General features: G+C 65.1%; 19 protein-coding genes. 11 read left to right on the forward strand and 8 right to left on the reverse strand.

Translation table 11 applies throughout. The features are described 5' to 3' along the window. Positions 1-127 precede the first annotated feature (127 nt). Positions 128-1387, reverse strand: coding sequence for a tyrosine--tRNA ligase (gene tyrS / locus WDM86_04855; GenBank protein MEI9989349.1), 1260 nt, complete (start codon positions 1385-1387; stop codon positions 128-130). A 144-nt stretch (positions 1388-1531) separates the two neighbouring features. Between tyrS and WDM86_04860 the strand changes: the two genes are divergently transcribed. Beyond that, complete coding sequence (locus WDM86_04860; GenBank protein MEI9989350.1) at positions 1532-2650, forward strand: anhydro-N-acetylmuramic acid kinase; 1119 nt, start codon at positions 1532-1534, stop codon at positions 2648-2650. Positions 2651-2742: 92 nt separating this feature from the next. Here the strand turns inward: WDM86_04860 and WDM86_04865 are convergent, their stop codons facing one another. Beyond that, entirely contained in the window at positions 2743-3525 is a 783-nt protein-coding gene (locus tag WDM86_04865; protein MEI9989351.1) for a tetratricopeptide repeat protein, read from the reverse strand. Positions 3526-3549: 24 nt separating this feature from the next. Continuing rightward, complete coding sequence (locus WDM86_04870; GenBank protein MEI9989352.1) at positions 3550-4206, reverse strand: alpha/beta hydrolase; 657 nt, start codon at positions 4204-4206, stop codon at positions 3550-3552. Positions 4207-4450: 244 nt separating this feature from the next. Here WDM86_04870 and WDM86_04875 point away from each other — a divergent pair, with 244 nt between their 5' ends. The 10 genes from WDM86_04875 (at position 4451) to WDM86_04920 (ending at position 12418) form a co-directional block, all read left to right on the forward strand. Continuing rightward, positions 4451-4930, forward strand: a complete 480-nt coding sequence (locus tag WDM86_04875; protein ID MEI9989353.1) for an Rrf2 family transcriptional regulator — start codon at positions 4451-4453, stop codon at positions 4928-4930. 10 nt (positions 4931-4940) lie between these two features. Beyond that, positions 4941-6089 carry an aminotransferase class V-fold PLP-dependent enzyme gene (locus WDM86_04880; protein MEI9989354.1) on the forward strand — a complete coding sequence of 383 codons (1149 nt, stop codon included), beginning with the start codon at positions 4941-4943 and terminating at the stop codon, positions 6087-6089. Then, positions 6089-7540 (forward strand): Fe-S cluster assembly protein SufB, encoded by a 1452-nt coding sequence (sufB, locus tag WDM86_04885; GenBank protein MEI9989355.1) that lies wholly within the window; start codon positions 6089-6091, stop codon positions 7538-7540. Before WDM86_04880 ends, sufB begins: the two co-directional genes overlap by 1 nt. Before the next feature lie 153 nt (positions 7541-7693). Next, positions 7694-8443 carry a Fe-S cluster assembly ATPase SufC gene (gene sufC / locus WDM86_04890; GenBank protein ID MEI9989356.1) on the forward strand — a complete coding sequence of 250 codons (750 nt, stop codon included), beginning with the start codon at positions 7694-7696 and terminating at the stop codon, positions 8441-8443. Next, positions 8440-9558: a Fe-S cluster assembly protein SufD gene (sufD, locus tag WDM86_04895; GenBank protein ID MEI9989357.1), complete on the forward strand. Its 1119-nt coding sequence runs from the start codon at positions 8440-8442 to the stop codon at positions 9556-9558. The genes sufC and sufD overlap by 4 nt, the downstream gene beginning before the upstream one ends. Beyond that, positions 9555-10799 (forward strand): cysteine desulfurase, encoded by a 1245-nt coding sequence (locus tag WDM86_04900; protein ID MEI9989358.1) that lies wholly within the window; start codon positions 9555-9557, stop codon positions 10797-10799. The genes sufD and WDM86_04900 overlap by 4 nt, the downstream gene beginning before the upstream one ends. Before the next feature lie 3 nt (positions 10800-10802). Then, complete coding sequence (locus WDM86_04905; GenBank protein ID MEI9989359.1) at positions 10803-11258, forward strand: SUF system NifU family Fe-S cluster assembly protein; 456 nt, start codon at positions 10803-10805, stop codon at positions 11256-11258. Continuing rightward, positions 11255-11617 (forward strand): SUF system Fe-S cluster assembly protein, encoded by a 363-nt coding sequence (locus tag WDM86_04910; GenBank protein MEI9989360.1) that lies wholly within the window; start codon positions 11255-11257, stop codon positions 11615-11617. Before WDM86_04905 ends, WDM86_04910 begins: the two co-directional genes overlap by 4 nt. A 2-nt stretch (positions 11618-11619) precedes the next feature. Then, on the forward strand, positions 11620-12015 hold the full coding sequence (locus WDM86_04915; GenBank protein ID MEI9989361.1) for an iron-sulfur cluster assembly accessory protein: 396 nt from the start codon (positions 11620-11622) through the stop codon (positions 12013-12015). Between the two features lie 25 nt (positions 12016-12040). Beyond that, complete coding sequence (locus WDM86_04920) at positions 12041-12418, forward strand: TfoX/Sxy family protein (GenBank protein MEI9989362.1); 378 nt, start codon at positions 12041-12043, stop codon at positions 12416-12418. A gap of 10 nt (positions 12419-12428) precedes the next feature. Here WDM86_04920 and WDM86_04925 read toward each other — a convergent pair whose 3' ends face one another. The 5 genes from WDM86_04925 to WDM86_04945 all read right to left on the reverse strand — a co-directional run bounded on the left by WDM86_04925 (position 12429) and on the right by WDM86_04945 (position 20701). After that, positions 12429-14471 (reverse strand): M13 family metallopeptidase, encoded by a 2043-nt coding sequence (locus WDM86_04925; protein ID MEI9989363.1) that lies wholly within the window; start codon positions 14469-14471, stop codon positions 12429-12431. Between the two features lie 25 nt (positions 14472-14496). Then, the gene (locus WDM86_04930) at positions 14497-16533 is read right to left on the reverse strand and encodes a M13 family metallopeptidase (GenBank protein ID MEI9989364.1); all 2037 of its coding nucleotides are present in this window, start codon (positions 16531-16533) and stop codon (positions 14497-14499) included. 63 nt (positions 16534-16596) lie between these two features. Beyond that, complete coding sequence (locus tag WDM86_04935) at positions 16597-18648, reverse strand: M13 family metallopeptidase (protein ID MEI9989365.1); 2052 nt, start codon at positions 18646-18648, stop codon at positions 16597-16599. Between the two features lie 133 nt (positions 18649-18781). Beyond that, positions 18782-19567 carry an enoyl-CoA hydratase/isomerase gene (locus WDM86_04940; protein MEI9989366.1) on the reverse strand — a complete coding sequence of 262 codons (786 nt, stop codon included), beginning with the start codon at positions 19565-19567 and terminating at the stop codon, positions 18782-18784. A gap of 84 nt (positions 19568-19651) precedes the next feature. Continuing rightward, complete coding sequence (locus WDM86_04945; protein ID MEI9989367.1) at positions 19652-20701, reverse strand: GGDEF domain-containing protein; 1050 nt, start codon at positions 20699-20701, stop codon at positions 19652-19654. Between the last annotated feature and the right edge of the window lie 41 nt (positions 20702-20742).

The following is a 20742-nucleotide window of genomic DNA, read 5'->3' on the forward strand; positions in this document are numbered from 1 at the left end:
ACCCAGGCGGTGAAACCCGGAAAGCTCTCGCAGAATTATCGCAAACAGTTGCCGATAGCGAACGCGCCGCATCGCCTGGATCCCCTTCCCCTCGCATCGCTTCGCGATGCTCGGCCGGGGATGACAGCTATGATTTTGGTCTCACCAACATATGTTTTTTTCGTCCAATTGAGAGCTTCACGACGCCGTCTCGAAAGTCCCCCTTTTCTATCTTGTGAGCCGGGTCCGTAATCACAACGTCATTCACCCGGAACCCTCCGCCTTGGATGAATCGACGAGCCTCGCTTAGTGAGGACACAAGGCCGCTCTCCTTCGCGAACTCGACGGCTGCTTTTCCATATCGGAAGTCCCACGGTGTTATGTGTGTGGGAAGTCCTTCTGCTACTTCGCCTTCCTCGAAGGTGCGCCGCGCCGTCTCCGCCGCCGCATCGGCCGCCGCGCGGCCGTGCAGCACCGCCGTCGCCTCGGTGGCGAGGATCTTCTTGGCGTCGTTCAGCTCGGCGCCCTCGAGCGCCTCCAGCCGCGCGATCTCGCCCAGCGGCATGTCGGTGAAGATGCGCAGGAAGCGGCCGACATCGCCGTCCTCGGTGTTGCGCCAGAACTGCCAGTAATCGTAGACGCTCAGCATCTCCTTGTTCAGCCACACCGCGCCCGACACCGACTTGCCCATCTTGGCGCCCGACGCGGTGGTGATCAGCGGCGTCGTCAGCCCGAAGAGCTGCACGTTCTCCATCCGGCGGCCGAGATCGATGCCCGACACGACATTGCCCCACTGGTCCGAGCCGCTCGACTGCAGCCGGCAGCCAAAGCGCTTGTAGAGCTCGACATAGTCATAGGCCTGCATGATCGAGTAGTTGAATTCCAGGAAGCTCATCGGCTGCTCGCGGTCGAGGCGCAGCTTCACGCTGTCCATCGTCAGCATGCGGTTGACCGAGAAATGCCTGCCGACCTCGCGCAGGAACGGGATGTATTCGAGCTTGTCGAGCCATTCGGCGTTGTCGACCATGATCGCGTCGCTCGGCCCGTCGCCGAATTTGAGCAGGTGCCGCACGCCCGACAGCATGCTGTTCTTGTTGTCCTCGATCTGCTGCGGCGTCAGGATCAGCCGCGTCTCGTCCTTGCCGGACGGATCGCCCGCCTTGGTCGTGCCGCCGCCCATCAAGAGGATCGGCCGATGCCCCGCCTGCTGCAGCCGGCGCAGGGTCATGAGCTGGACGAGATTGCCGATATGCATGGACTTGGCCGTGCAATCGAACCCGATATAGGCCGTCACCCGCTCCTTGAGGAACAGCGCGTCCAGGTCCTCCGGCGCCGAGCAGTCGTAATAGGCGCCACGCTCCACGAAAGTACGGAGGAAGTCGGAGCGGAAAGCGGGCGCGGCAGGCATGATGGTGGCTCGTTTGAATAAGAACTCTTACAATCCCGGCCGTCATCGCCCGGCTTGTCCGGGCGATCCAATTTTCTTCCCGAAGGAAGATGGATCGCCCGCATAAAGCGGGCGATGACGGCGCGGGGCAGGGTGTGTAACACAATGGCCGAGGTTCAGAAAATCATAGGTCTCATGAGCGGAACGTCGCTCGACGGCGTCGACGCGGCGCTGGTGGAGACCGACGGCGAGGGCATCGCCGTCCCCGGCCCGGCCCTCGGCATGCCCTATGACGCGGACATGCGCGCCCTGCTGCGCCAGGCCCTCGACGATGCCCAGACGGTCGCCGCCGGCGCGCCGGTGCCGTATTCCATCCGCGACGCCGAGCGCCGCCTGACCGAGGCCCATGCCGAGGCCGTGAAGGCGCTCCTGAGGAAGGCCGGCCTTTCGCCCGGCCAGGTGGCGCTCATCGGTTTCCACGGGCAGACCATCCTGCACCGGCCGGCGCAGCGCTGGACCTGGCAGATCGGCGACGGCGCGCTTCTGGCCAAGCTGACCGGGATCGACGTGGTCAACGATTTCCGCTCCGCCGATGTGAAGGCGGGCGGGCAGGGCGCCCCGCTGGTGCCGCTGTATCATGCCGTCCTTGCGCGCAACGCGCGCGGGCACGCCGCGTCCGAGCTTCCGATTGTGCTGGTGAACATCGGCGGCGTCGCCAATGTCACCTATATCGGCAAGGACAGCGTGCTCGCCTTCGACACCGGCCCCGGCAACGCGCCGATCGACGACTGGATGCACCGCCACAGCGGCCGCCCGGTTGATGAGAATGGCGACTTCGCCCGCACCGGCAAGGTCGACGAGGCCGCGCTGAACGCCATGCTCGAAAACAAATTCTTCGCCGTGGTGCCGCCGAAGTCTCTCGACCGTCTCGATTTCACGGCCGCCGCGGTCGAGCACCTGTCGCCGCAGGACGGCGCCGCCACGCTCACCGCGTTCACGGCGGCGTCCATCGCGAAAGCGCGCGAGCACTTCGCCGACACACCCAACGTCTGGATCGTCTGCGGCGGCGGGCGCCACAACAAGACGCTGATGGACGGCCTGCGCGCCCGCGTGAACGCGCCCGTGCTGGCCGCGGAAGACGCCGGCTGGAACGGCGATTTCATCGAGGCGGAGGCATTCGCCTATCTTGCGGCGCGGTCCGTGAAAGGCCTGCCGCTGAGCTTGCCGACCACAACCGGCGTGCGCGAACCGATGACCGGCGGGAAATTCCATGGAGCGCCGTGAGCGAGTGACCCGGAGGCGTGCTTGGGAAGACGTCGCTCCAGGTCTTTCATCGGACAGCGCAAACCGCGATTGCGTTTGGCTGCCGGCCATGGCTATGGGGCCACGCCAAAAGCCGCCATCTGATCCGCAATCCCGGCGTCCCTCGCCTTGGCTTTCGCAATATCGGCGTCTCCCGCGGCGGCATCTCCCAGTCGCCGCTCGACGACACCGCGCATGAAGAGCGATGGCCAGTAGTGGGAATCCCGATCGAGAGCCGAGTTGTAGTCGGACAATGAGTCCGTGAGGCGTCCGAGCTTAAAATAGGCCATCCCGCGCGAATCCAGAACGTCGGCGGAGCCTGGCTCGAGGTTCAATGCCGCGGTGCAGTCTGCGATCGCCTCATCGAGTTCGCGTCCCGACACCGCGCGCACCTGGCAGCGGTCCCCACGGAATTCCGTTTCGTGCACATCAAGTTGCGCGATTTCCGTTTCGTCCCGCATGGCATCGTCGAACCGGCCCAACACCGCATAGACTATCGCGCGCGATTGCAAGGCGGCGATGCGAACAGTCCTTTGGTAGGCTGGCAGCGACGAGACTCTGCCGTACCGATCCAGATATTTGTCCGCGGTCGCCAACGCTTGCGAATAGTCGTGATCGCGGAGATACAGGCTGGCCAGTTCGTACAGAGCGTCCGCCGCATCGTAAGGCCTTCCGGCTTTGATTGCCGCCTCGCAAGCTGAAATCCGTTCGTCGGTGGTTCGCCGCTCGTCGAGGCAATGGAGGTAGGGAAACCGTTGCCAATCAAGATCATCTAGATCGCCGCTGGCTTGCGCCCGTAACGCAATGGCCCACGCGAATAGAAAGACAAGTGCCAACGGATAACGAACTATTTTCACGGCGCCCCGCTCTGCCGCCGTCGCTTAACGCCCCTCGCGCGGCTTGCTCATCATCTCCTTGACATAGGTCTCGACCGCCTCGACCACTTCGGCTTCCTTCTTGTCGAAGAAGTGGTTGGCGCCCTCGATCTTGTCGTAGGTGATCTTGATGCCCTTCTGCGCCGTCAGCCGGTCGACCAGCTTCTGCACGTCCGGCTCGGGCACCACCTGGTCCTTGGTGCCGTGCACGATCAGGCCCGAGGCCGGGCAGGGCGCCAGGAAGGCGAAGTCGTACATCGAGGCCGGCGGCGCGATGGAGACGAAACCGGTGATCTCCGGCCGGCGCATCAGGAGCTGCATGCCGATCCAGGCGCCGAAGGAGATACCGCATACCCACACATTGGACGGATTGGGATAGAGGGTGTTCATCCAGTCGAGCACGGCGGCCGCGTCCGAGAGCTCGCCGGCGCCGGAATCGAACGTCCCCTGGCTGCGCCCCACGCCGCGGAAATTGAACCGGACCGCGGTGCAGCCCAGCCGGTGGAACATGTGAAACAGGTCATAGACCAGCGGATTGTTCATCGTGCCGCCGAACTGCGGATGGGGGTGCAGCACCAGGGCCATTGGGGCGCCGGGCGCCTTCTGGCGCTGATACCTAGCTTCGATGCGGCCGGAGGGGCCGGGCAGGATGATGTCAGGCATGGGACTTTCCGTGCGACGATCCGTAAGCGATTAACTCAGCTTTTGCTTGCCGCAACGTCCTGGGAAACAGCCAGAAATCCAACGAATTGCAGCTATGCGGCGAGTGCGTCACGCTAATACTTGACCGTCCTAGTGGGGATATCTATATCCGACTGGAAGATTCCAGCGCGGCGGGCCTGTTCTTACACCGGTGAGGCCCCTCGAAAGCAAGGCAAATCGCGCTCGACGCAGAAGGAGAACCGCCATGCGGCTCAGCACCAAAGGACGTTACGCCGTGATGGCGATGGCCGATCTGGCCCAGCACGAGGCGGCCAACAAGCCGGTTTCGCTGGCCGATATCGCCCAGCGGCAGGAGATTTCGCTCTCCTATCTCGAACAATTGTTCGCCAAGCTCCGCCGCGGCGGCCTGGTGAAGAGCGTGCGCGGGCCCGGCGGCGGCTACCGCCTCTCCCGGCCGGCCAGCGAGCTGCGCATCGCCGATGTGATCGTCGCGGTGGATGAGCCGATCGCCGCCACCCGCTGCAAGCCGGGCAGCGCCAAGGGCTGCACCGGCCAGGGCGCGCGCTGTGTGACCCACGACCTGTGGGAAGAGCTCGGCCGCCAGATCCACGTCTTCCTCTCCTCGGTCTCGCTGGCCGATGTGGTGGAGAAGCGCGTCCTCGGCCGCACCCAGCCCTGCACCGTGGCCGCGAACAGCGAACCGCCGCACGAAGAAGCGGCCTGATCGTTTCGCCATGCTGTACTGGGATCACAACGCGACGTCGCCGCTGCGTCCGGAAGCGAAAGCTTCGGTGCTGAGGGCGCTCGACCTTTGCGGCAGCCCGTCCTCGGCGCACGCCGCCGGCCGTGCCGTGGCCGCGATCGTCGAGGAGGCGCGCGAACAGGTCGCCGCCTTCGCCGGCGCCAAGGCGAGCGAAGTCGTGTTCACCAGCGGCGGCACCGAAGCCAACGCGCTCGCGCTGCGCGGCGCGGCGGCGGGCGCCCTGGCCTCGGGCGAGCGCATCATCCGTCTTTTCGTCGCCGCGACCGCGCATGACAGCGTGCTTGCCACGGCCGCCGCGCTCGCCGAGACGACGCCTGGCCTGAAACTGACCATGATCCCCGTGAACGAGAACGGCCGCATTGAGCCGGAACAGTTCCGCGCCCTGCTGATGAACGGCAAGGGCCGCGCGCTGGTCTCGCTGCTGTTCGCCAACAACGAGACCGGCGTGATCGAGGACATCGCGGCCCTGGCCGCGATCCTGCGCGCCGAAGGCGGCGCGGATTCGCTGCTGCACATCGATGCCGTTTCGAGCGGTTACAGCCCGATCCGCTTCTCCGCCTGGGGCGCCGACTATCTGTCGCTCGCAGCCCACAAGATCGGCGGCCCGCAAGGCGCCGGCGCGCTGGTCCTGCGCGAGAGCGCACCGCTGGCCCCGCTATTCGCCGGTGTCGAGGAAGGCGGCCGCCGCGGCGGCACGCAAAACGTGTCCGGCATCGCCGGCTTCGGCGCCGCCGCCCGCGCGCTGCAAGCCCATTTCGATTCCGAATGCGAGGCGGTGGCCTCGATCCGCGAGAATTTCGAGCGCGCGCTGCGCCTGCTTGCGCCCAACGTCGTGATCTTCGCCGCCGAAGAGCTGCGCCAGAAGAACGTCTCCTGTTTCGCCATTCCGCAATTGCAGGCCGAGAACGCGCTGGCGGCGCTCGACCGCGACGGCATCTGCATCGCCTCAGCGGCGTCCTCGCATGTCCTGGCCGCGATGGGCGTACCGGACAGTCTCGCGCATTGCGCATTGCGCGTCGGTTTCGGTCCCGACACGGGCCTGAAGGAGATGAGCGAATTCCTCGCCGCGTTGAAGGGATTGCTCGGCCGCAAACTGGCCCTGGCCGGAGGAGTCGCCTGATGTCCGCCGCGCCCGATACCAGGAAGCAGGTCGCCGAGATCGGCGAGAAGTACAAATACGGCTTCGTCACCGACATCGAGATGGAGCGCGCGCCCAAGGGCCTCTCCGAGGATACGGTGCGCTACATCTCGGCCAAGAAGACCGAGCCGGCGTGGATGCTCGAATGGCGCCTCGGCGCCTTCGCGCGCTGGAAGGAAATGCGCGAGCCGAGCTGGGCGCGTGTCCACTATCCGAAGATCGACTACCAGAACGCCTATTACTACGCCGCGCCGAAAAGCACGCCCCTGAAGCAGAGCCTCGACGAAGTCGATCCCAAGCTCTTGGAGACCTACAAGAAGCTCGGCATCCCGCTGCACGAGCAGATGGCGCTGGCCGGCGTCGCGGTCGACGCGGTGTTCGACAGCGTCTCGGTCGCGACGACCTTCAAGGCCAAGCTCAACGAGGCCGGCGTGATCTTCTGCCCGATCTCCGAAGCGATCCGCGACCATCCAGACTTGGTGCGCAAATATCTTGGCACCGTCGTGCCGGTGACCGACAATTTCTTCGCGACGCTGAACTCCGCGGTGTTCTCCGACGGCACTTTCGTCTATGTGCCCAAGGGCGTGCGTTGCCCGATGGAGCTCTCGACCTATTTCCGCATCAATGCGTCCGAGACTGGCCAGTTCGAGCGCACCCTGATCGTCGCCGACAAAGGCTCCTACGTGTCGTATCTCGAAGGCTGCACGGCGCCCAAGCGCGACGAGAACCAGCTTCACGCCGCGGTGGTCGAGCTCGTGGCGCTGGAAGGCGCCGAGATCAAATACTCGACGGTGCAGAACTGGTATCCCGGCGACGAGAACGGGCTGGGCGGCATCTTCAACTTCGTCACCAAGCGCGGCGATTGCCGCGGCAACCGCTCCAAGATCTCCTGGACCCAGGTCGAGACCGGCTCGGCGATCACCTGGAAATATCCAAGCTGCATCCTGCGCGGCGACGACACGGTTGGCGAGTTCTACTCCATCGCCATCGCCAACAATTTCCAGCAGGCCGACACCGGCACCAAGATGATCCATCTGGGCAATAACACGCGCTCGCGGATCATCTCCAAGGGCATTTCGGCGGGCAAGGCGCAGAACACCTATCGCGGCCTGGTCAGCGTGCATCCCAAGGCGTCGAACGCGCGTAACTACACGCAATGCGACTCGCTTCTGATCGGCGGCAAGTGTGGCGCCCACACCGTGCCCTATATCGAAAGCCGCAATCCGACCGCGCGCATCGAGCACGAGGCGACGACATCGAAGATCGCCGAGGACCAGCTGTTCTACTGCCTGCAGCGCGGCATCCCTCAGGAAGAGGCGGTGGCGCTGATCGTCAACGGCTTCTGCAAGGAAGTCCTGCAGCAGCTCCCGATGGAATTCGCGGTCGAAGCGCAGAAGCTCGTCGGCATCTCGCTTGAGGGGAGTGTGGGATGAGCCATCGCCATCGCCCCATCCACTGGTGTCATGGCCCGCGACTGCGGGCCACCCAGGTGATGCCCCGCGAAACCTTCAGCCGTTGTGGCTCCCCAACTGGATGGCCCGCAGTCGCGGGCCATGACAATGGGGTTTTTAAAGCGAACCTTCATCATGCTTGAAATCAAGAACCTCCACGTCGCCGTCGACGGCAAGGAAATCCTCAAGGGACTGACGCTCTCCATCGCGGCCGGCCAGGTTCACGCCATCATGGGCCCGAACGGCTCGGGCAAGTCGACGCTGTCCTATGTCCTCGCTGGTCGCGCCGGCTATGACATCACCTCGGGCTCGATCCTCTACAATGGCGAAGACCTGAACGCGCTGGCGCCGGAAGCGCGCGCCGCCAAGGGCGTGTTCCTCGCCATGCAGTATCCGGTCGAGATTCCCGGCGTCACCACGCTTACCTTCCTCAAGACCGCGCTGAACGCGCAGCGCCGCGCCCGCGGCGAAAAGGAAGTCGACGCCATGACCGTCCTTAAGACCGTGCGCAAGCGCGCCACGGCTCTGAAGGTCTCCGAGGAAATGCTCAAGCGCGCCCTCAATGTCGGCTTCTCCGGCGGCGAGAAGAAGCGGCTGGAGATTCTCCAGATGGCGCTGTTCGAGCCCAAGCTCGCCATTCTCGATGAAACGGATTCCGGCCTCGACATCGACGCGCTGAAGTTGGTCGCCGAGGGCGTCAACGCGCTGCGTTCGCCCGAGCGCGCCATGCTGGTCATCACCCATTACCAGCGCCTGCTCGACTACATCGTGCCCGACCGTATTCACGTATTGGCCGGCGGCCGCATCGTCGCCGAGGGCGGCAAGGAGCTGGCGCACGAGCTCGAAGCCAAGGGCTATGAGCACATCATAGGCAAGGCGGCATGAACGGACACGCGCACTGGCTGGACGATCGCCGCGCCGAAGCCGCCAACCGCTTCGCCGCGCTGGGCGTGCCGCATCGCCGGATCGAGGATTGGAAATACTCCGACCTCAAGACGGCCATCGGTGGCGCCAACGACGATGCGGCGGTGGCCTGGACCGTCGGCGCGCTGCCGGACGGCGTGGAGCTGTTCGACCTCGTCAATACCGATGACGCGCCGGATTGGGTGCGCGCCCATCTCGGCACGCTCCCCCAGAACGCGATGGCTTCGTCGTCCTTCGCGCATGCCCGGGTCGGTTTTGCGATTCGCGTCGCTCGCAACAAGGCGGCAGGTCCGCTCCCCGTCGCGTTTACCGGCGCCGGCAGCGCCCGCGCGCTGGTTGTCGTGGAAGACGGCGCCTCGCTGACCCTGTGCGAGACGCAAAAGACCGATGGCTTCTCCAATTTGGGCCTTGAATTCGTGATCGGCGCCAACGCCCAGCTCACCCATATCCGCATGGCGCCGCAGGCGGCCGGTGCGGTGCAGATCGAAGAATATGCCATACGCGTCGCGCGCGACGGTGCCTACCGCGCGCATCTGTTCAACGGCGGCGGCAAGCTCAGCCGCGCCGAATTCCAGATCGCGCTCGCGGGCCAGAACGCGCAGGCGCAGCTCTCCGGTGTTTCGGTCCTGGGTGCCGCCGCCCATGCCGACGTCACGACCCACATCATCCACGCCGTCGGCCAGACGACGAGCACGCAGCTCTTCAAGCACATCGCGGGTGGCAAATCGCGCGCCGTCTACCAGGGCCGCATCACGGTGGAACAGGGCGCCGACAAGTCCGATTCCCGCCAGACCGCCAAGGCGCTGTTGATGGGCGAGCGCGCCGAGGCCGATCTCAAGCCCGAGCTAGAAATCTTCGCCGACGATGTGAAGTGCGCCCATGGCGCCGCGGTCGGCGATCTCGACGCCAATTCGCTGTTCTATTTGCGTGCGCGTGGCATTCCCGAAGCCGAAGCCCGCAATATGCTGGTTCGCGCTTTTCTCGAAGAAGCCGTCGACGAGATCGCCGACGAATCCATCCGCGCGACGGTCTGGCAGGCGGTGGAAGACGCATTGCCGGGGGCGATGACGCCATGACCGCGCAAGGCAAGATCGACACCGCCTTTGATCCCGTCGCCGCGCGCGCCGATTTCGAAATCCTGTCGAAGCAGATTTACGGCAAGAAGCTGGTCTATCTCGACAACGGCGCCAGCGCCCAGAAGCCGCGCCAGGTGCTCGACGCCATGCGCGATTTCGCCTCCAGCGAATACGCCAACGTCCATCGCGGCGTGCACTATCTCTCGGCCCGGGCGACCGACCGTTACGAAGCGGCGCGGCGCACGGTACAGAAATTCCTGAATGCGGCGCACGAAGACGAGATCGTCTTCACCAAGGGCGGCACCGAGGCGATCAACCTGGTTTCCTACGCCTATCTCGCGCCGCGCATCCAGCCCGGCGACGAGATTGCGCTCACGGTGATGGAGCACCACTCCAACATCGTTCCCTGGCACTTCCTGCGCGAGCGTCAGGGCGCCGTGCTCAAATGGGTGGACGTGCGCGACGACGGCAGCCTGGATGTCGAAGCGCTCGACGCCGCCATCGGTCCCAAGACCAAGCTCGTCGCCGTGACCCACATCTCCAACGTGCTCGGCACCACCACGCCGCTGAAGGAGATCGCCGCCCGCGCCCATGCCAAGGGCGTGCCGGTGTTGGCCGATGGCTGCCAGGGCGCGGTGCATGAGATCGTTGACGTTCGCGATCTCGATATCGATTTTTACGCGATCACCGGCCACAAGCTTTACGGCCCCACCGGTATCGGCGCGCTGTACGGCAAGCGTGCGCTGCTCAAGACCATGCGCCCGTTCAATGGCGGCGGCGAGATGATCCGCGAAGTCACCCGCGATATCGTCACCTATGCCGATCCGCCGGCCCGCTTCGAAGCCGGCACGCCGCCGATCATCGAAAGCGTCGGTCTCGCGGCCGCGCTCGACTATATGAATTCCTTCGACCGTGTCGCGGTGAGGGCGCATGAGCACGATTTGCTCGCCTATGCCCGCGAAGGCGTGCGTCAGTTCAACTGGCTGCGCGTGATCGGCGATGCGCCGGGCAAGGCGTCGATCCTCTCCTTCGAGGCCGACAGCATGCATGCCCACGACCTCGCGACCATCCTCGACCGCGAAGGCGTCGCGGTCCGCGCCGGCCATCATTGCGCCCAGCCGCTGATGGAACGCTTCGGCGTCGCCTCCACCACCCGCGCCAGTTTCGCGCTTTACAACACCCGTGCCGAGGTCGACGTGCTCATCGCAGCGCTCGCCAAGGCGCGCAAGATATTGAGCTAGACGATGGACGATTCACTCCGCGAGCTCTATCAAGACGTAATCCTCGATCACTCCAAGCATCCGCGCCATTTCGGCAAGCTGGACGGCGCGACCAACACCGCACAGGGTTACAATCCGTTGTGCGGAGACCGCGTGACGGTCCAGTTGCTGCTCGACGCCGGCGACCGCATCGCCGACGTAAAATTCGAAGGCAAGGGCTGCGCCATCTCCCAGGCCTCGGCCTCGCTGATGACCGACATGATCGTCGGGCGCACCGTCGCCGAAGCCGAGAAGCTGATGGGCGGCTTCCTCAACCTGGTCAAAGGCGAAGAGGTCGAGGGCCTCGACGAAGACGACCGCGAGCGACTGGACGTGATGGCCGGCGTATCGGCGTTCCCGATGCGCGTGAAATGCGCCACGCTGGCCTGGCACACCATGAAATCAGCTCTGGAGGGCGGCGTGGCCGCCAAGTCGGAATGAACGCGCAACCCAACCAGGCCGATATCGTCGCATCCTCGCTCAGCGAGGCGGAGCTTGAGGATTTCACCCAGAAGCTCGTGACGGCGCTGAAGACCGTCTACGATCCGGAGATCCCGGTGGACATCTACGAACTCGGTCTTATCTACAAGGTCGATGTGGCGGACAACAAAGACGTGATCGTGGACATGACGCTGACCGCGCCGGGTTGCCCCGTTGCCGGCGAGATGCCGGGCATGGTGAAGGACGCGCTGGAAGGCGTTGAAGGCATCGGCGCGGTGACCGTGAACATGACCTTCGATCCGCCCTGGACGCCCGAACGGATGAGCGAAGAAGCCAAACTCGAACTGAACATGTACTGACCATGACCACGACCCAGACGACGATCCCCGCCAAGCCCCGCCGCGAACGCCCCAAGCCCGTCCGCCTGACGGACTCCGCCGCCGCGCGCATTCGCGACATCATGGCCGACGCCGAAGGCAAGTATCAGGGCGTGCGCGTCGGTGTCACCAATGGCGGCTGCGCCGGCATGGCCTACACCATGGATTATGCCGAGGACGTCAGGCCGTTCGACGAGGTGGTCGAGGACAAGGGCGTGAAGATATTCATCGATCCGAAGGCGATCCTCTTCCTCATCGGCACCGAGATGGATTTCGTGACCGAGAAGCTCGGCGCCCGCTTCGTGTTCAACAATCCGAACCAGACGGCGGCCTGCGGCTGCGGCGAGAGCGTGTCGATCACGCCGGCGATAGCTTCATAGCGCCAGCGTATGAAGGCGCACTGACGTGCCGGCCGACCCGCATCGCTTCGACGATCTTTTCGCCGAATTCGGCCCGATCCGCCTGCGCCGGTTCTTCGGCGGCGAGGGCATCTATGCCGGCGAGACGATGATCGGTTCAGTCTTCCGCGACGTGATTTACTTCAAGACCGACGCGGAAAGCCGCAAGCCCTTCGACGCGGAAAAGTGCAGGCCTTTCACCTTCATGAAGGGCACGGAACTGGTCACGACGACCTGGCTGGCAATTCCCGACCGCCTCTACGACGATCCGGAGGAACTGGCGCGTTGGGCCCGCGCCGCCCTGGCGGTCGCGCTGGCCTCGCCGACGGCAACGAAAAGGGCGCGCAAGGCGTCCAAGCCCGCGCGCCCTCGCAAGAAGCGTTAGGCCTTAGCCGCTACCAGAGCTTCACACGCTGGTCCGGCGCCAGATACATCTTGTCGCCCGGCTTCACGCCGAACGCGGCGTACCACGCATCCACGTTGCGCAGCGGACCGATCACGCGGAAATGCGGCGGGCTGTGCGGGTTGGACAGGATCTGCGCCCGCATTGCGCCGTCGCGATACTTGCCGCGCCAGATCTGCGCGAAGGCGAGGAAGAAGCGCTGATCGCCAGTGTAGCCGTCGAGCACCGGCGCCTTCTTCCCGCCGAGCGAGGCGTGATAGGCCTGAAGCGCGATGGAGATGCCCGACAGATCGCCGATATTCTCGCCCATCGTCAGCTTGCCGTTGATGTGCAGGCCCGGCAGCCCCTCATAGGAATCGAACTGCGAGCCCAGCATGGAGACGCGGGCCTCGAACGCCTTGCGGTCGTCGTCGGTCCACCAGCTCTCCAGGATTCCGCCGCCGGTGTATTTGCTGCCCTGGTCGTCGAAGCCGTGGCTGATCTCGTGCCCGATCACCGCGCCGATGCCGCCATAGTTCACCGCGTCGTCGGCGTTCGGATCGAAGAAGGGCGGCTGCAGGATCGCGGCCGGGAAGAAGATCGAGTTGAACAGCTGCGTGTAATAGGCGTTGATGGTCGGCGGCGTCATGTTCCATTCGTTGCGGTTGACCGGCTGGTCGATCCGCGCCAGGCGATACTGCCACTCGAATGCGTTCGCCCGCGTGATGTCGCCCGCCAGGTCGTCCTTCTTGATGACGAGGCCCGAGAAATCGCGCCATGTGTCGGGATAGCCGATATGCGGCGTGAAGGCGTGCAGCTTGTCCAGCGCCTTCTTCTTGGTGACGTCGGTCATCCACGCGATCTGGCGGATGTCGGCGTCATAGGCCTTCAGCAGGTTGGCGACCAGCGCCTCCGCCTTTGCCTTCGTCGCGGGCGGGAAATATTTCGCGACGTACAGCTTGCCGAACGGGTGCGGCAGCGTCTGGTCGATCAGGTGCACGGCGCGGGTTTCGCGCGGCAATTGCTGCGTCTGGCCGCCCAGCACCTTTCCGTAAAAGTCGAAATCGGCGTCGTCGACCGCCTTGGGCAGGAACGGCGCCATCGCATGCAGGTAATGGATCGTCAGATAGTCGCGCCATGCCGCGACCGACGTCTTGGCGAAGGTCTGCGCCAGCGCCGGGAAAGCCGTGTTCTCGCGCACGATCACCTTGCGTGTCGGCGCGATACCCTGCGCCTTGAAGAAGTCCGTCCAGTCGAAGCCCGGCGCGAAGGTCGCAAGGTCCGCGACGGTCATCGGGTTGTAGACCTTCTCCGCATTGCGCCGGTCGGCGGCCGGCCATTGCGCCGTGGCGATGTCGTTCTCCAGCGCATAGACGGCGGCGGCGCGCGCCTCGACAGCCTTGGTCTCGCCGGCCAGCGACAGCATCGTGGCGAGATACTTCTTGTAGGCGTCACGCGTCGCGGCCAGCGCCGTATCGTCCTTCAGGTAATAGTCGCGGTTCGGCATGCCGAGGCCGGACTGCCCGACGGTCACGACATAGACGTTGGAATTCTTCGCGTCCGGCGCGATGCCGTCGGCGACGATGCTGTAGCCGTCCGACGAGGAGGGGAACGCCGGATCGCCCATCAGCTTGGCAACATCCTCCGGCGATTGCAGCGCCGCGATGCGCGCCAGATCGGGCTTCGCGGGTGCAAGGCCGCGCGTCTCGATGTCTGCCGTGTCGATGAAAGCGTCGTAGAGGTCGCGGATTTGCTTTTCTTCCGGTGACAGCGTGGCGTAGCCCCGCGCTTCCAGCCCCGCGATCAGCTCCTTCATGCGGGTCTCGCTCAGGATCTGCAGGTTCTGGAACGAGCCGGTGCTGGTGCGGTCGGCGGGGATTTCGGTCCGCTTGAACCAATTGCCGTTGGCGTATTCGAAGAAATCGTCGCCGGGCTTCACGGTCTTGTCCATCCCAGTCAGGTCGACGCCCCAGGCGCCGAATTCCGGCGCCGTCGCGGCGACGGCGATGCAGGCGAAACCGGCCAGGCCGGCCAGAGCGAACGCGAACTTTTTCATGACTGTCCTCACTACCAATTCGAACTCACCACACCGGCACGCGCTTGTCGGGCGGCAGATAGAGCTTATCGCCCGGCTGCACGTTGAACGCGGCGTACCAGCCGTCGCTGTTGCGCACCACGCCGTTGACGCGGAATTCCGACGGGCTGTGCGGGTTGGACAGCACCTGGCTCCGGATCGCCGCATCGCGGTGCCGCTCGCGCCAGCTCTGCGCATAGGCGATGTAGAATCGCTGGTCGCCCGTCAGCCCGTCCAGCACCGGCGCCGGCTTGCCGGCGAGCGAGATGTGATAGGCCTTGAACGCGATCACCAGCCCCGCGATGTCGGCGATGTTCTCGCCCAGCGTCAGCCGTCCGTTGATGTGCAGGCCGGGCAGGGGCTCATACTGGTCGTACTGCGTCGCGATGGCGTCGCCGCGCGCCTGGAAGGCCTTCAGGTCTTCCGGCGTGAACCAATCCTGCAGCACGCCGCGGGCGTTGTACTTGGCGCCCTGGTCGTCGAAGGAATGGCTGATCTCGTGGCCAATGGTGGCGCCGATCTCGCCATAGTTCACCGCGTCGTCGGCATTGGGGTCGAAATAGGGCGGCTGCAGGATGCCGGCCGGAAACACCACCTCGTTGAGGTTGGGGTTGTTGTAGGCGTTGTTGGTCGGCGGCGTCATGCCCCACTCGGTGCGGTCGACCAGATCGTCGATGCGCTTGAGCTCGCGGTTCCACTCGAACACGCCGGCGGCCTGCGCGTCGGCCAGCAGCGTGCCGCGATCGATCGCGAGCGCCGTGTAGTCGCGGAACTTGTCGGGATAGCCGATCTTCAGCGCCGTGGCGTGCAGCTTCTCCAGCGCCTTGGTGCGCGTCGCCGGCGACATCCAGGCCAGCGTCTGGATGTCGGCCTCATAGGCCTTGATGAGGTTGTGCACGAGGTCGAGCGCCTTGGCCTTGGCGTCGCCGCCGAAATAGCGCTCGACATAGAGCTTGCCGAGCGCCTCGCCCATGGATTGGTCGAGCAGGCGGATGCCGCGCGTCGGGCGTTCGAGCTGCGCCGTCTTGCCGGCCAGCGCCGTGCCGTAGAACGCGAAGTCGGTGTCGTCGACCTTCTTGGGAAGGAACGCCGCCCAGCGATGCAGATAGCGCGTCGCCAGATAGTCGCGCCACACCGCGACGGGCGTCGCGGCGAACACCGCGGCGAGCTTGGGGAAAGCGGATTTCTCCGACACGATCACCTTGCGCGCGCCGCCGTTCTCCGGGATCGCCCCCGCCTGGAACATCGCGTCCCAGTCGAAGCCCGGCGCCAGCGTCTTCAGCTCGGCGACCGTCATCGGGTTGTAGATCTTGTCCGCGTCGCGGCGGTCGGCGGCCGGCCAGCTCGCCTGCGCCAGAGCGGCTTCGAGGTCGTAGATCTTCTGCGCCCGCGCCGCGGCGTTCGTCGCTCCGGCGATGGTCAGAATGTCGGCGAGATACTTCTTGTATGCCGCCTGGGTGTCGAGGATTTCCTTGTCGGTCTTCAGGTAATAGTCGCGGTCGGGCATGCCGAGGCCGGACTGGTAGAGGTTGATCGAATAGACGTCGGAATTCTTGTCGTCGACGCCGATATAGAATCCGAAGGGTCCGTCCAGGCCCAGCCGCGGATCGCCGATGGCGGCGGCGACGTCGCTCAGCGTCTTGTAGTGCGCGATCGTCGCCAGATCGGCCTTCGCGGGGGCAAGGCCGTTGGCTTCGATCTGCGCGGTGTCCATGAACGCGTTGTAGAGGTCGCGCAGCTTGCGCCCCTCCGGCGTCAGCTTGTCGTCGGGGGTCTTGGACAGATCGGCGACCAGTCCTTTCAGCCGCGCCTCGTTGTTGAGGTCGAGCTCGAGGTTGACGCCCGAATAGGTGCGGTCGGCCGGGATCGTGTCGTGCTTGAGCCAGTTGCCGTTGGCATAGGCGAAGAAGTCGTCGCCCGGCTTCACGGTCTTGTCGATATAGGAAAGATCGACGCCCCAGGGCTTGACCTGCGGCTCGCCGGCGAAGGCCGCGCCGGCCATCGCGATGGCGACCGCGCTCAAAAGAACAAGACTGCGTTTCATGCGACCGTCCTCATACGACAAGGAAAAATGCCGCCGGGCCCGGTCCCGGCGGCACGATTTCGATTACCACAGATGTACCCGCTGTTCCGGCGCCAGGTAGTACTTGTCGCCCGGCTTGGCGCCGAACGCGTCATACCAGGCGTCGGTGTTGCGCGTCGCGCTGATGGCGCGGAACTTGTCCGGCGCGTGCTCGTTGGAGAGCACCCGCGTGCGCAGCGCCGCGTCGCGGATCTTCGAGCGCCAGATCTGTCCGTAGGACAGGAAGAAGCGCTGGTCGCCGGTATAGCCGTCGATCACCGGCGCCGGCCTGCCGCCCAGCGACAGATGATAGGCCTTGAGCGCGACGGTGATGCCGGCGAGATCGGCGATGTCCTCGCCCAGCGTGTTGGGACCGATCACGTGCAGGCCGGGCAGCGCCTCATAGGCATCGAACTGGTCGGACAGCGCCTGGGTGCGCGCCTTGAAGTTCTTGAAGTCCTCCGCCGTCCACCAGTCGCGCAAGACGCCATCGCCGTCGTATTTCGCGCCCTGGTCGTCATAGCCATGGCTCATCTCGTGGCCGATCACCGCCCCGATGCCGCCATAGTTCACCGCGTCGTCGGCGTACGGATCGAAGAAGGGCGGCTGCAGGATCGCCGCCGGGAACACGATCTTGTTCGCCGACGGATCGTAATAGGCGTTCACCGTTTGGGGCGTCATGCCCCATTCGGCCTTGTCGACCGGATCGTCGAGGCGCTTGAGCTCGCGGTTCCATTCGAAGACGCCGCCCGCCTGCACGTCCGCCAGAAGCGCGCCGGGGACGACCTGGAAGGCCGAATAGTCGAGCCATTTGTCGGTGTAGCCGACATAGGGCGTGAACTTGTGCAGCTTGTCGAGCGCCTTCTGCTTCGTCGCGTCCGACATCCAGGTGAGCGTGCGGATGTCGGCGTCATAGGTCTTCATCAGGTTGTCGACCAGCTCCTTCGCCTTGGTCTTGGCGATGGGCGGGAAATATTTCGCGACATAGATCTTGCCCAGCGCATCGCCGAGGGTGTTGTCGAGCAAATGCACGCCGCGCGTCGCGCGGTCGAGCTGCTGCGGCTGTCCGCCGAGCACGGTCCCGTAGAAGGCGAAGTCCGCGTCGTCGAACGTTTTGGGCAGATAGGCCGAGAAGATGTGCAGATAATGCACCGTCAGATAGTCGCGCCACACTGCAACCGGCGTTTCGGCGAACACCCTCGCGAGGCCCGGGAAGGCCGATTTCTGCGTCACCACGACGACGCGCTCGCCCTTGGGTCCCGTCAGCGGCACGCCGGCCTCGGCGAAGAACCCATCCCAGGCGAAATCCGGCGCGAATTTCTTGAGGTCCGACACCGGCATCGGATTGTAGGTCTTGTCCTCGTCGCGGTTGTCGGCGCGCGACCAGTGGAGCTGCGCGATCTTCGCCTCGACGTCATAGATCGCCTGGGCGCGCTTGTCGGCATCGGCGTAACCGGCCAGCGTGAGGATCGAGACGAGATACTTCTTATAGGCCTCGCGCGCCGCGACTTCGCCGGCCTCGGTGCCGAGATAATATTCGCGATCCGGCATGCCGAGCCCACCTTGGCCCAGCACGATCGAATAGGCCTTGGGGTCCTTCTCGTCGACACCGATATACATGTTGAACACGCTGGAATCGGCCAGCTTGGGCGACGACATCAGCCGCGCGATGTCGTCGAGCGTCTTGGCGCCCGCGATGCGGTCGAGGTCGGCCTTGGCCGGCGTCAGTCCCTGGGCGTCGATGGTTTTCTGGTCGACGAAGGCGTTGTAGAGATCGACGAGTTTCTTCTCTTCGGTCGTCAGCGACGCGGCCGGCTTGGCCTGCAGTTCGGCGACGATATCCTTCATCCGCTTTTCGCTCAGGATGCGCAGGTTCTGGAACGCGCCGATGCCGCTGCGCTCCGGCGGGATCTCGGTCTTCTTGATCCAGGTGCCGTTCGCATAGGAGAAGAAGTCGTCGCCGGGCTTGACGCTCGGGTCCATCGCGGTGAGGTCGATGCCCCATGCGCCGAGTTCGGGTTTGCCGGCCGTGTCGGCGGCGGCGAAGGCGCAGGTCACGCTCAAGACTCCGGCCAAGAGAATAAGGCTGCGTCGCATCGCTGAAGTCTCCAGGGAGGGAGGCGCGGCGGATCGCCGGCCTGTCAGGAATTCGTCACCAATAGGTCAGAAACGACCGGCCGCGCGCAAGTCACGGACTCGCGAGTTAACCGATCCAGATCGAAGCGACGGGTTATTTCCCCTGGAACTTCGCCGGGCGCTTTTGCAGAAAGGCGGAGATGCCTTCGACGAAATCTTGTGTCTTGCCAGCGCGTTCCTGGCTCGCCCGTTCGAGGTCGAGCTGCTCCTCGTACGTGTTGAGCGGGCTCTGCCAGTAGAGGCTGCGGGTAATCGACAGCGAGGACGGACCGTCGGCGAGTTGGCTCGCCAGCCGCAGCGCCTCTTCCATCAGGGCGTTGTCATCGACAACACGATTGATCAGGCCCCATTCGAGCGCCTTCTCCGCCGGCAGGCGCTCCGCCAGCAGCGACAATTCCTTGGCGCGCGCCAGCCCGATGAGCCGCGGCAGGAGCCAGGTCGAGCCGCCGTCCGGCACCAGGCCGATGCGCGCGAACGCCTGGAGGAAATAGGCCGAGCGCGCCGCGACGATAAGATCGCCCATCAGCGCGATGCTCATGCCGACGCCGGCCGCGGCGCCGTTCACCGCCGTGACGATGGGAATGGAAAGGTCGCGCAGCCGGCGCAGGAAGGGGTGATAGACGGTCTCCAGCGACTGGCCGACGCCGCCGTCGTCGCTGCCGCGCTCGGTCAAATTGGCGCCCGAGCAGAAGCCGCGGCCCTCGCCGGTCAGGATCATGGCGCGAAAGCCGTGCTCCTTGTTCTCGATGAAGGCGAGCGCCGCCGCCGCGCCGCGCGCCAGCTTGGTGCCGGCCGCGTTCATCGCCTCGGGATGATTGAGCGTCAGCACCGCGACCTTGCCGTGCGCCGTCACATAAGCCCGATCGAATTCCGTCCGCATGCGTTTCTCCCATCCCGTGACCGGCGCGGAGCATACGCGGTTCGCCGATGATGGAAAGTCGTCACGCCAAAGCGCGAAAGCGGATTACGCTGCGTCAATATCCAGATCGGCGGCGAGCGGATCGTCCTGGGCGATCACGCGGTTGCGGCCGGCATGCTTGGCGCGATACAGGCACATATCGGCGCGCTGGATCAGCATCGTGCCGTCCTCGCCGCCCGAAAGCTCGGCCACGCCGATCGAGACGGTGATCGAGCCGAGCACGTCGCCGGTCGACTTCTTGACCAGCTTCTTGTTCTGCACATTGGCGCGGATTTGCTCGGCAAGCTTCCACGCCGCGACGATGTTGGCCTTGCGCACGATCACCGCGAACTCCTCGCCGCCATAGCGCGCCGCGGTGTCGCGGCCCTTGACGTTGTCGGAGATGCAGGCCGCGACCAGCTTGAGCACATGGTCGCCGGTCTGGTGGCCCCAGGTGTCGTTGAATTGCTTGAACCGGTCGATGTCGCACATGAAGAGCGCCATCGGCTCGCCGCTCTGCCGCGACTCGGCGATGGCGGTCGCGAGCTCGGTGTCGAAGGCCTTGCGGTTGGCGATGCCGGTCACCGGATCGGTCAGGCTCTCGCGGCGGACGTTCTCGAGCTGGGCGCGCAGGTCGCCGACCTGGTGGGAGGATTTCTGCAGCTCCTGCTCGAGCGAGCGGGTGCGCGATTCCATCGACTTGGTCGCCGCGACGAGGCTTCCGACCAGCTTGCTGACGCTTTCCGGCGACTGCTCGCCGCCAAGCTCGCCGCTCGCCGCCGACAGCGTGTTGCCGTATTCGCCGGCGAATTTCGCCGCCGACTCCATTTTCGCGATCGCCTCGTCGAGCGAGACGGTGACGGTCTCGCCGATCGCCTCGACCGCGCGCTCGGCGCGGTCGCGCGAAAAGCAGCGGTCGCGCAATTCCTTGAGAAGCGAGGGCGTGAACGGGCGCCGCGTCGCGATCATGTCGCCGATGACGCGGCCGACCGCCGGGCTTTCGCCGGCGGCATAGGTGTAGAACAGCTCGTAGTTGTCCGGCGTCGGCGAGACATCGCATTCGCCCATCAGGGCGAGTGTGGTCTTGGCCAGCGCCAGTTCCCGTTCGCTACGCAACTCCCCGCTCCACCGCCACGGCCCGCCGTTCGGGCTTTTGA

This window comes from Rhizomicrobium sp. (assembly GCA_037200045.1).
GTDB lineage: Bacteria > Pseudomonadota > Alphaproteobacteria > Micropepsales > Micropepsaceae > Rhizomicrobium.

Coding starts and splice junctions, on each gene's coding strand:
- WDM86_04870 (MEI9989352.1), bottom strand. CDS start 4,206: ATGCCTGACATCATCCTGCCCGGCCCCTCCGGCCGCATCGAAGCTAGG.
- sufC (MEI9989356.1), top strand. CDS start 7,694: ATGCTTGAAATCAAGAACCTCCACGTCGCCGTCGACGGCAAGGAAATC.
- tyrS (MEI9989349.1), bottom strand. CDS start 1,387: ATGCCTGCCGCGCCCGCTTTCCGCTCCGACTTCCTCCGTACTTTCGTG.
- sufB (MEI9989355.1), top strand. CDS start 6,089: ATGTCCGCCGCGCCCGATACCAGGAAGCAGGTCGCCGAGATCGGCGAG.
- WDM86_04875 (MEI9989353.1), top strand. CDS start 4,451: ATGCGGCTCAGCACCAAAGGACGTTACGCCGTGATGGCGATGGCCGAT.
- WDM86_04940 (MEI9989366.1), bottom strand. CDS start 19,567: ATGCGGACGGAATTCGATCGGGCTTATGTGACGGCGCACGGCAAGGTC.
- WDM86_04910 (MEI9989360.1), top strand. CDS start 11,255: ATGAACGCGCAACCCAACCAGGCCGATATCGTCGCATCCTCGCTCAGC.
- WDM86_04900 (MEI9989358.1), top strand. CDS start 9,555: ATGACCGCGCAAGGCAAGATCGACACCGCCTTTGATCCCGTCGCCGCG.
- WDM86_04905 (MEI9989359.1), top strand. CDS start 10,803: ATGGACGATTCACTCCGCGAGCTCTATCAAGACGTAATCCTCGATCAC.
- WDM86_04880 (MEI9989354.1), top strand. CDS start 4,941: ATGCTGTACTGGGATCACAACGCGACGTCGCCGCTGCGTCCGGAAGCG.
- WDM86_04930 (MEI9989364.1), bottom strand. CDS start 16,533: ATGAAACGCAGTCTTGTTCTTTTGAGCGCGGTCGCCATCGCGATGGCC.
- sufD (MEI9989357.1), top strand. CDS start 8,440: ATGAACGGACACGCGCACTGGCTGGACGATCGCCGCGCCGAAGCCGCC.
- WDM86_04935 (MEI9989365.1), bottom strand. CDS start 18,648: ATGCGACGCAGCCTTATTCTCTTGGCCGGAGTCTTGAGCGTGACCTGC.
- WDM86_04915 (MEI9989361.1), top strand. CDS start 11,620: ATGACCACGACCCAGACGACGATCCCCGCCAAGCCCCGCCGCGAACGC.
- WDM86_04925 (MEI9989363.1), bottom strand. CDS start 14,471: ATGAAAAAGTTCGCGTTCGCTCTGGCCGGCCTGGCCGGTTTCGCCTGC.
- WDM86_04860 (MEI9989350.1), top strand. CDS start 1,532: ATGGCCGAGGTTCAGAAAATCATAGGTCTCATGAGCGGAACGTCGCTC.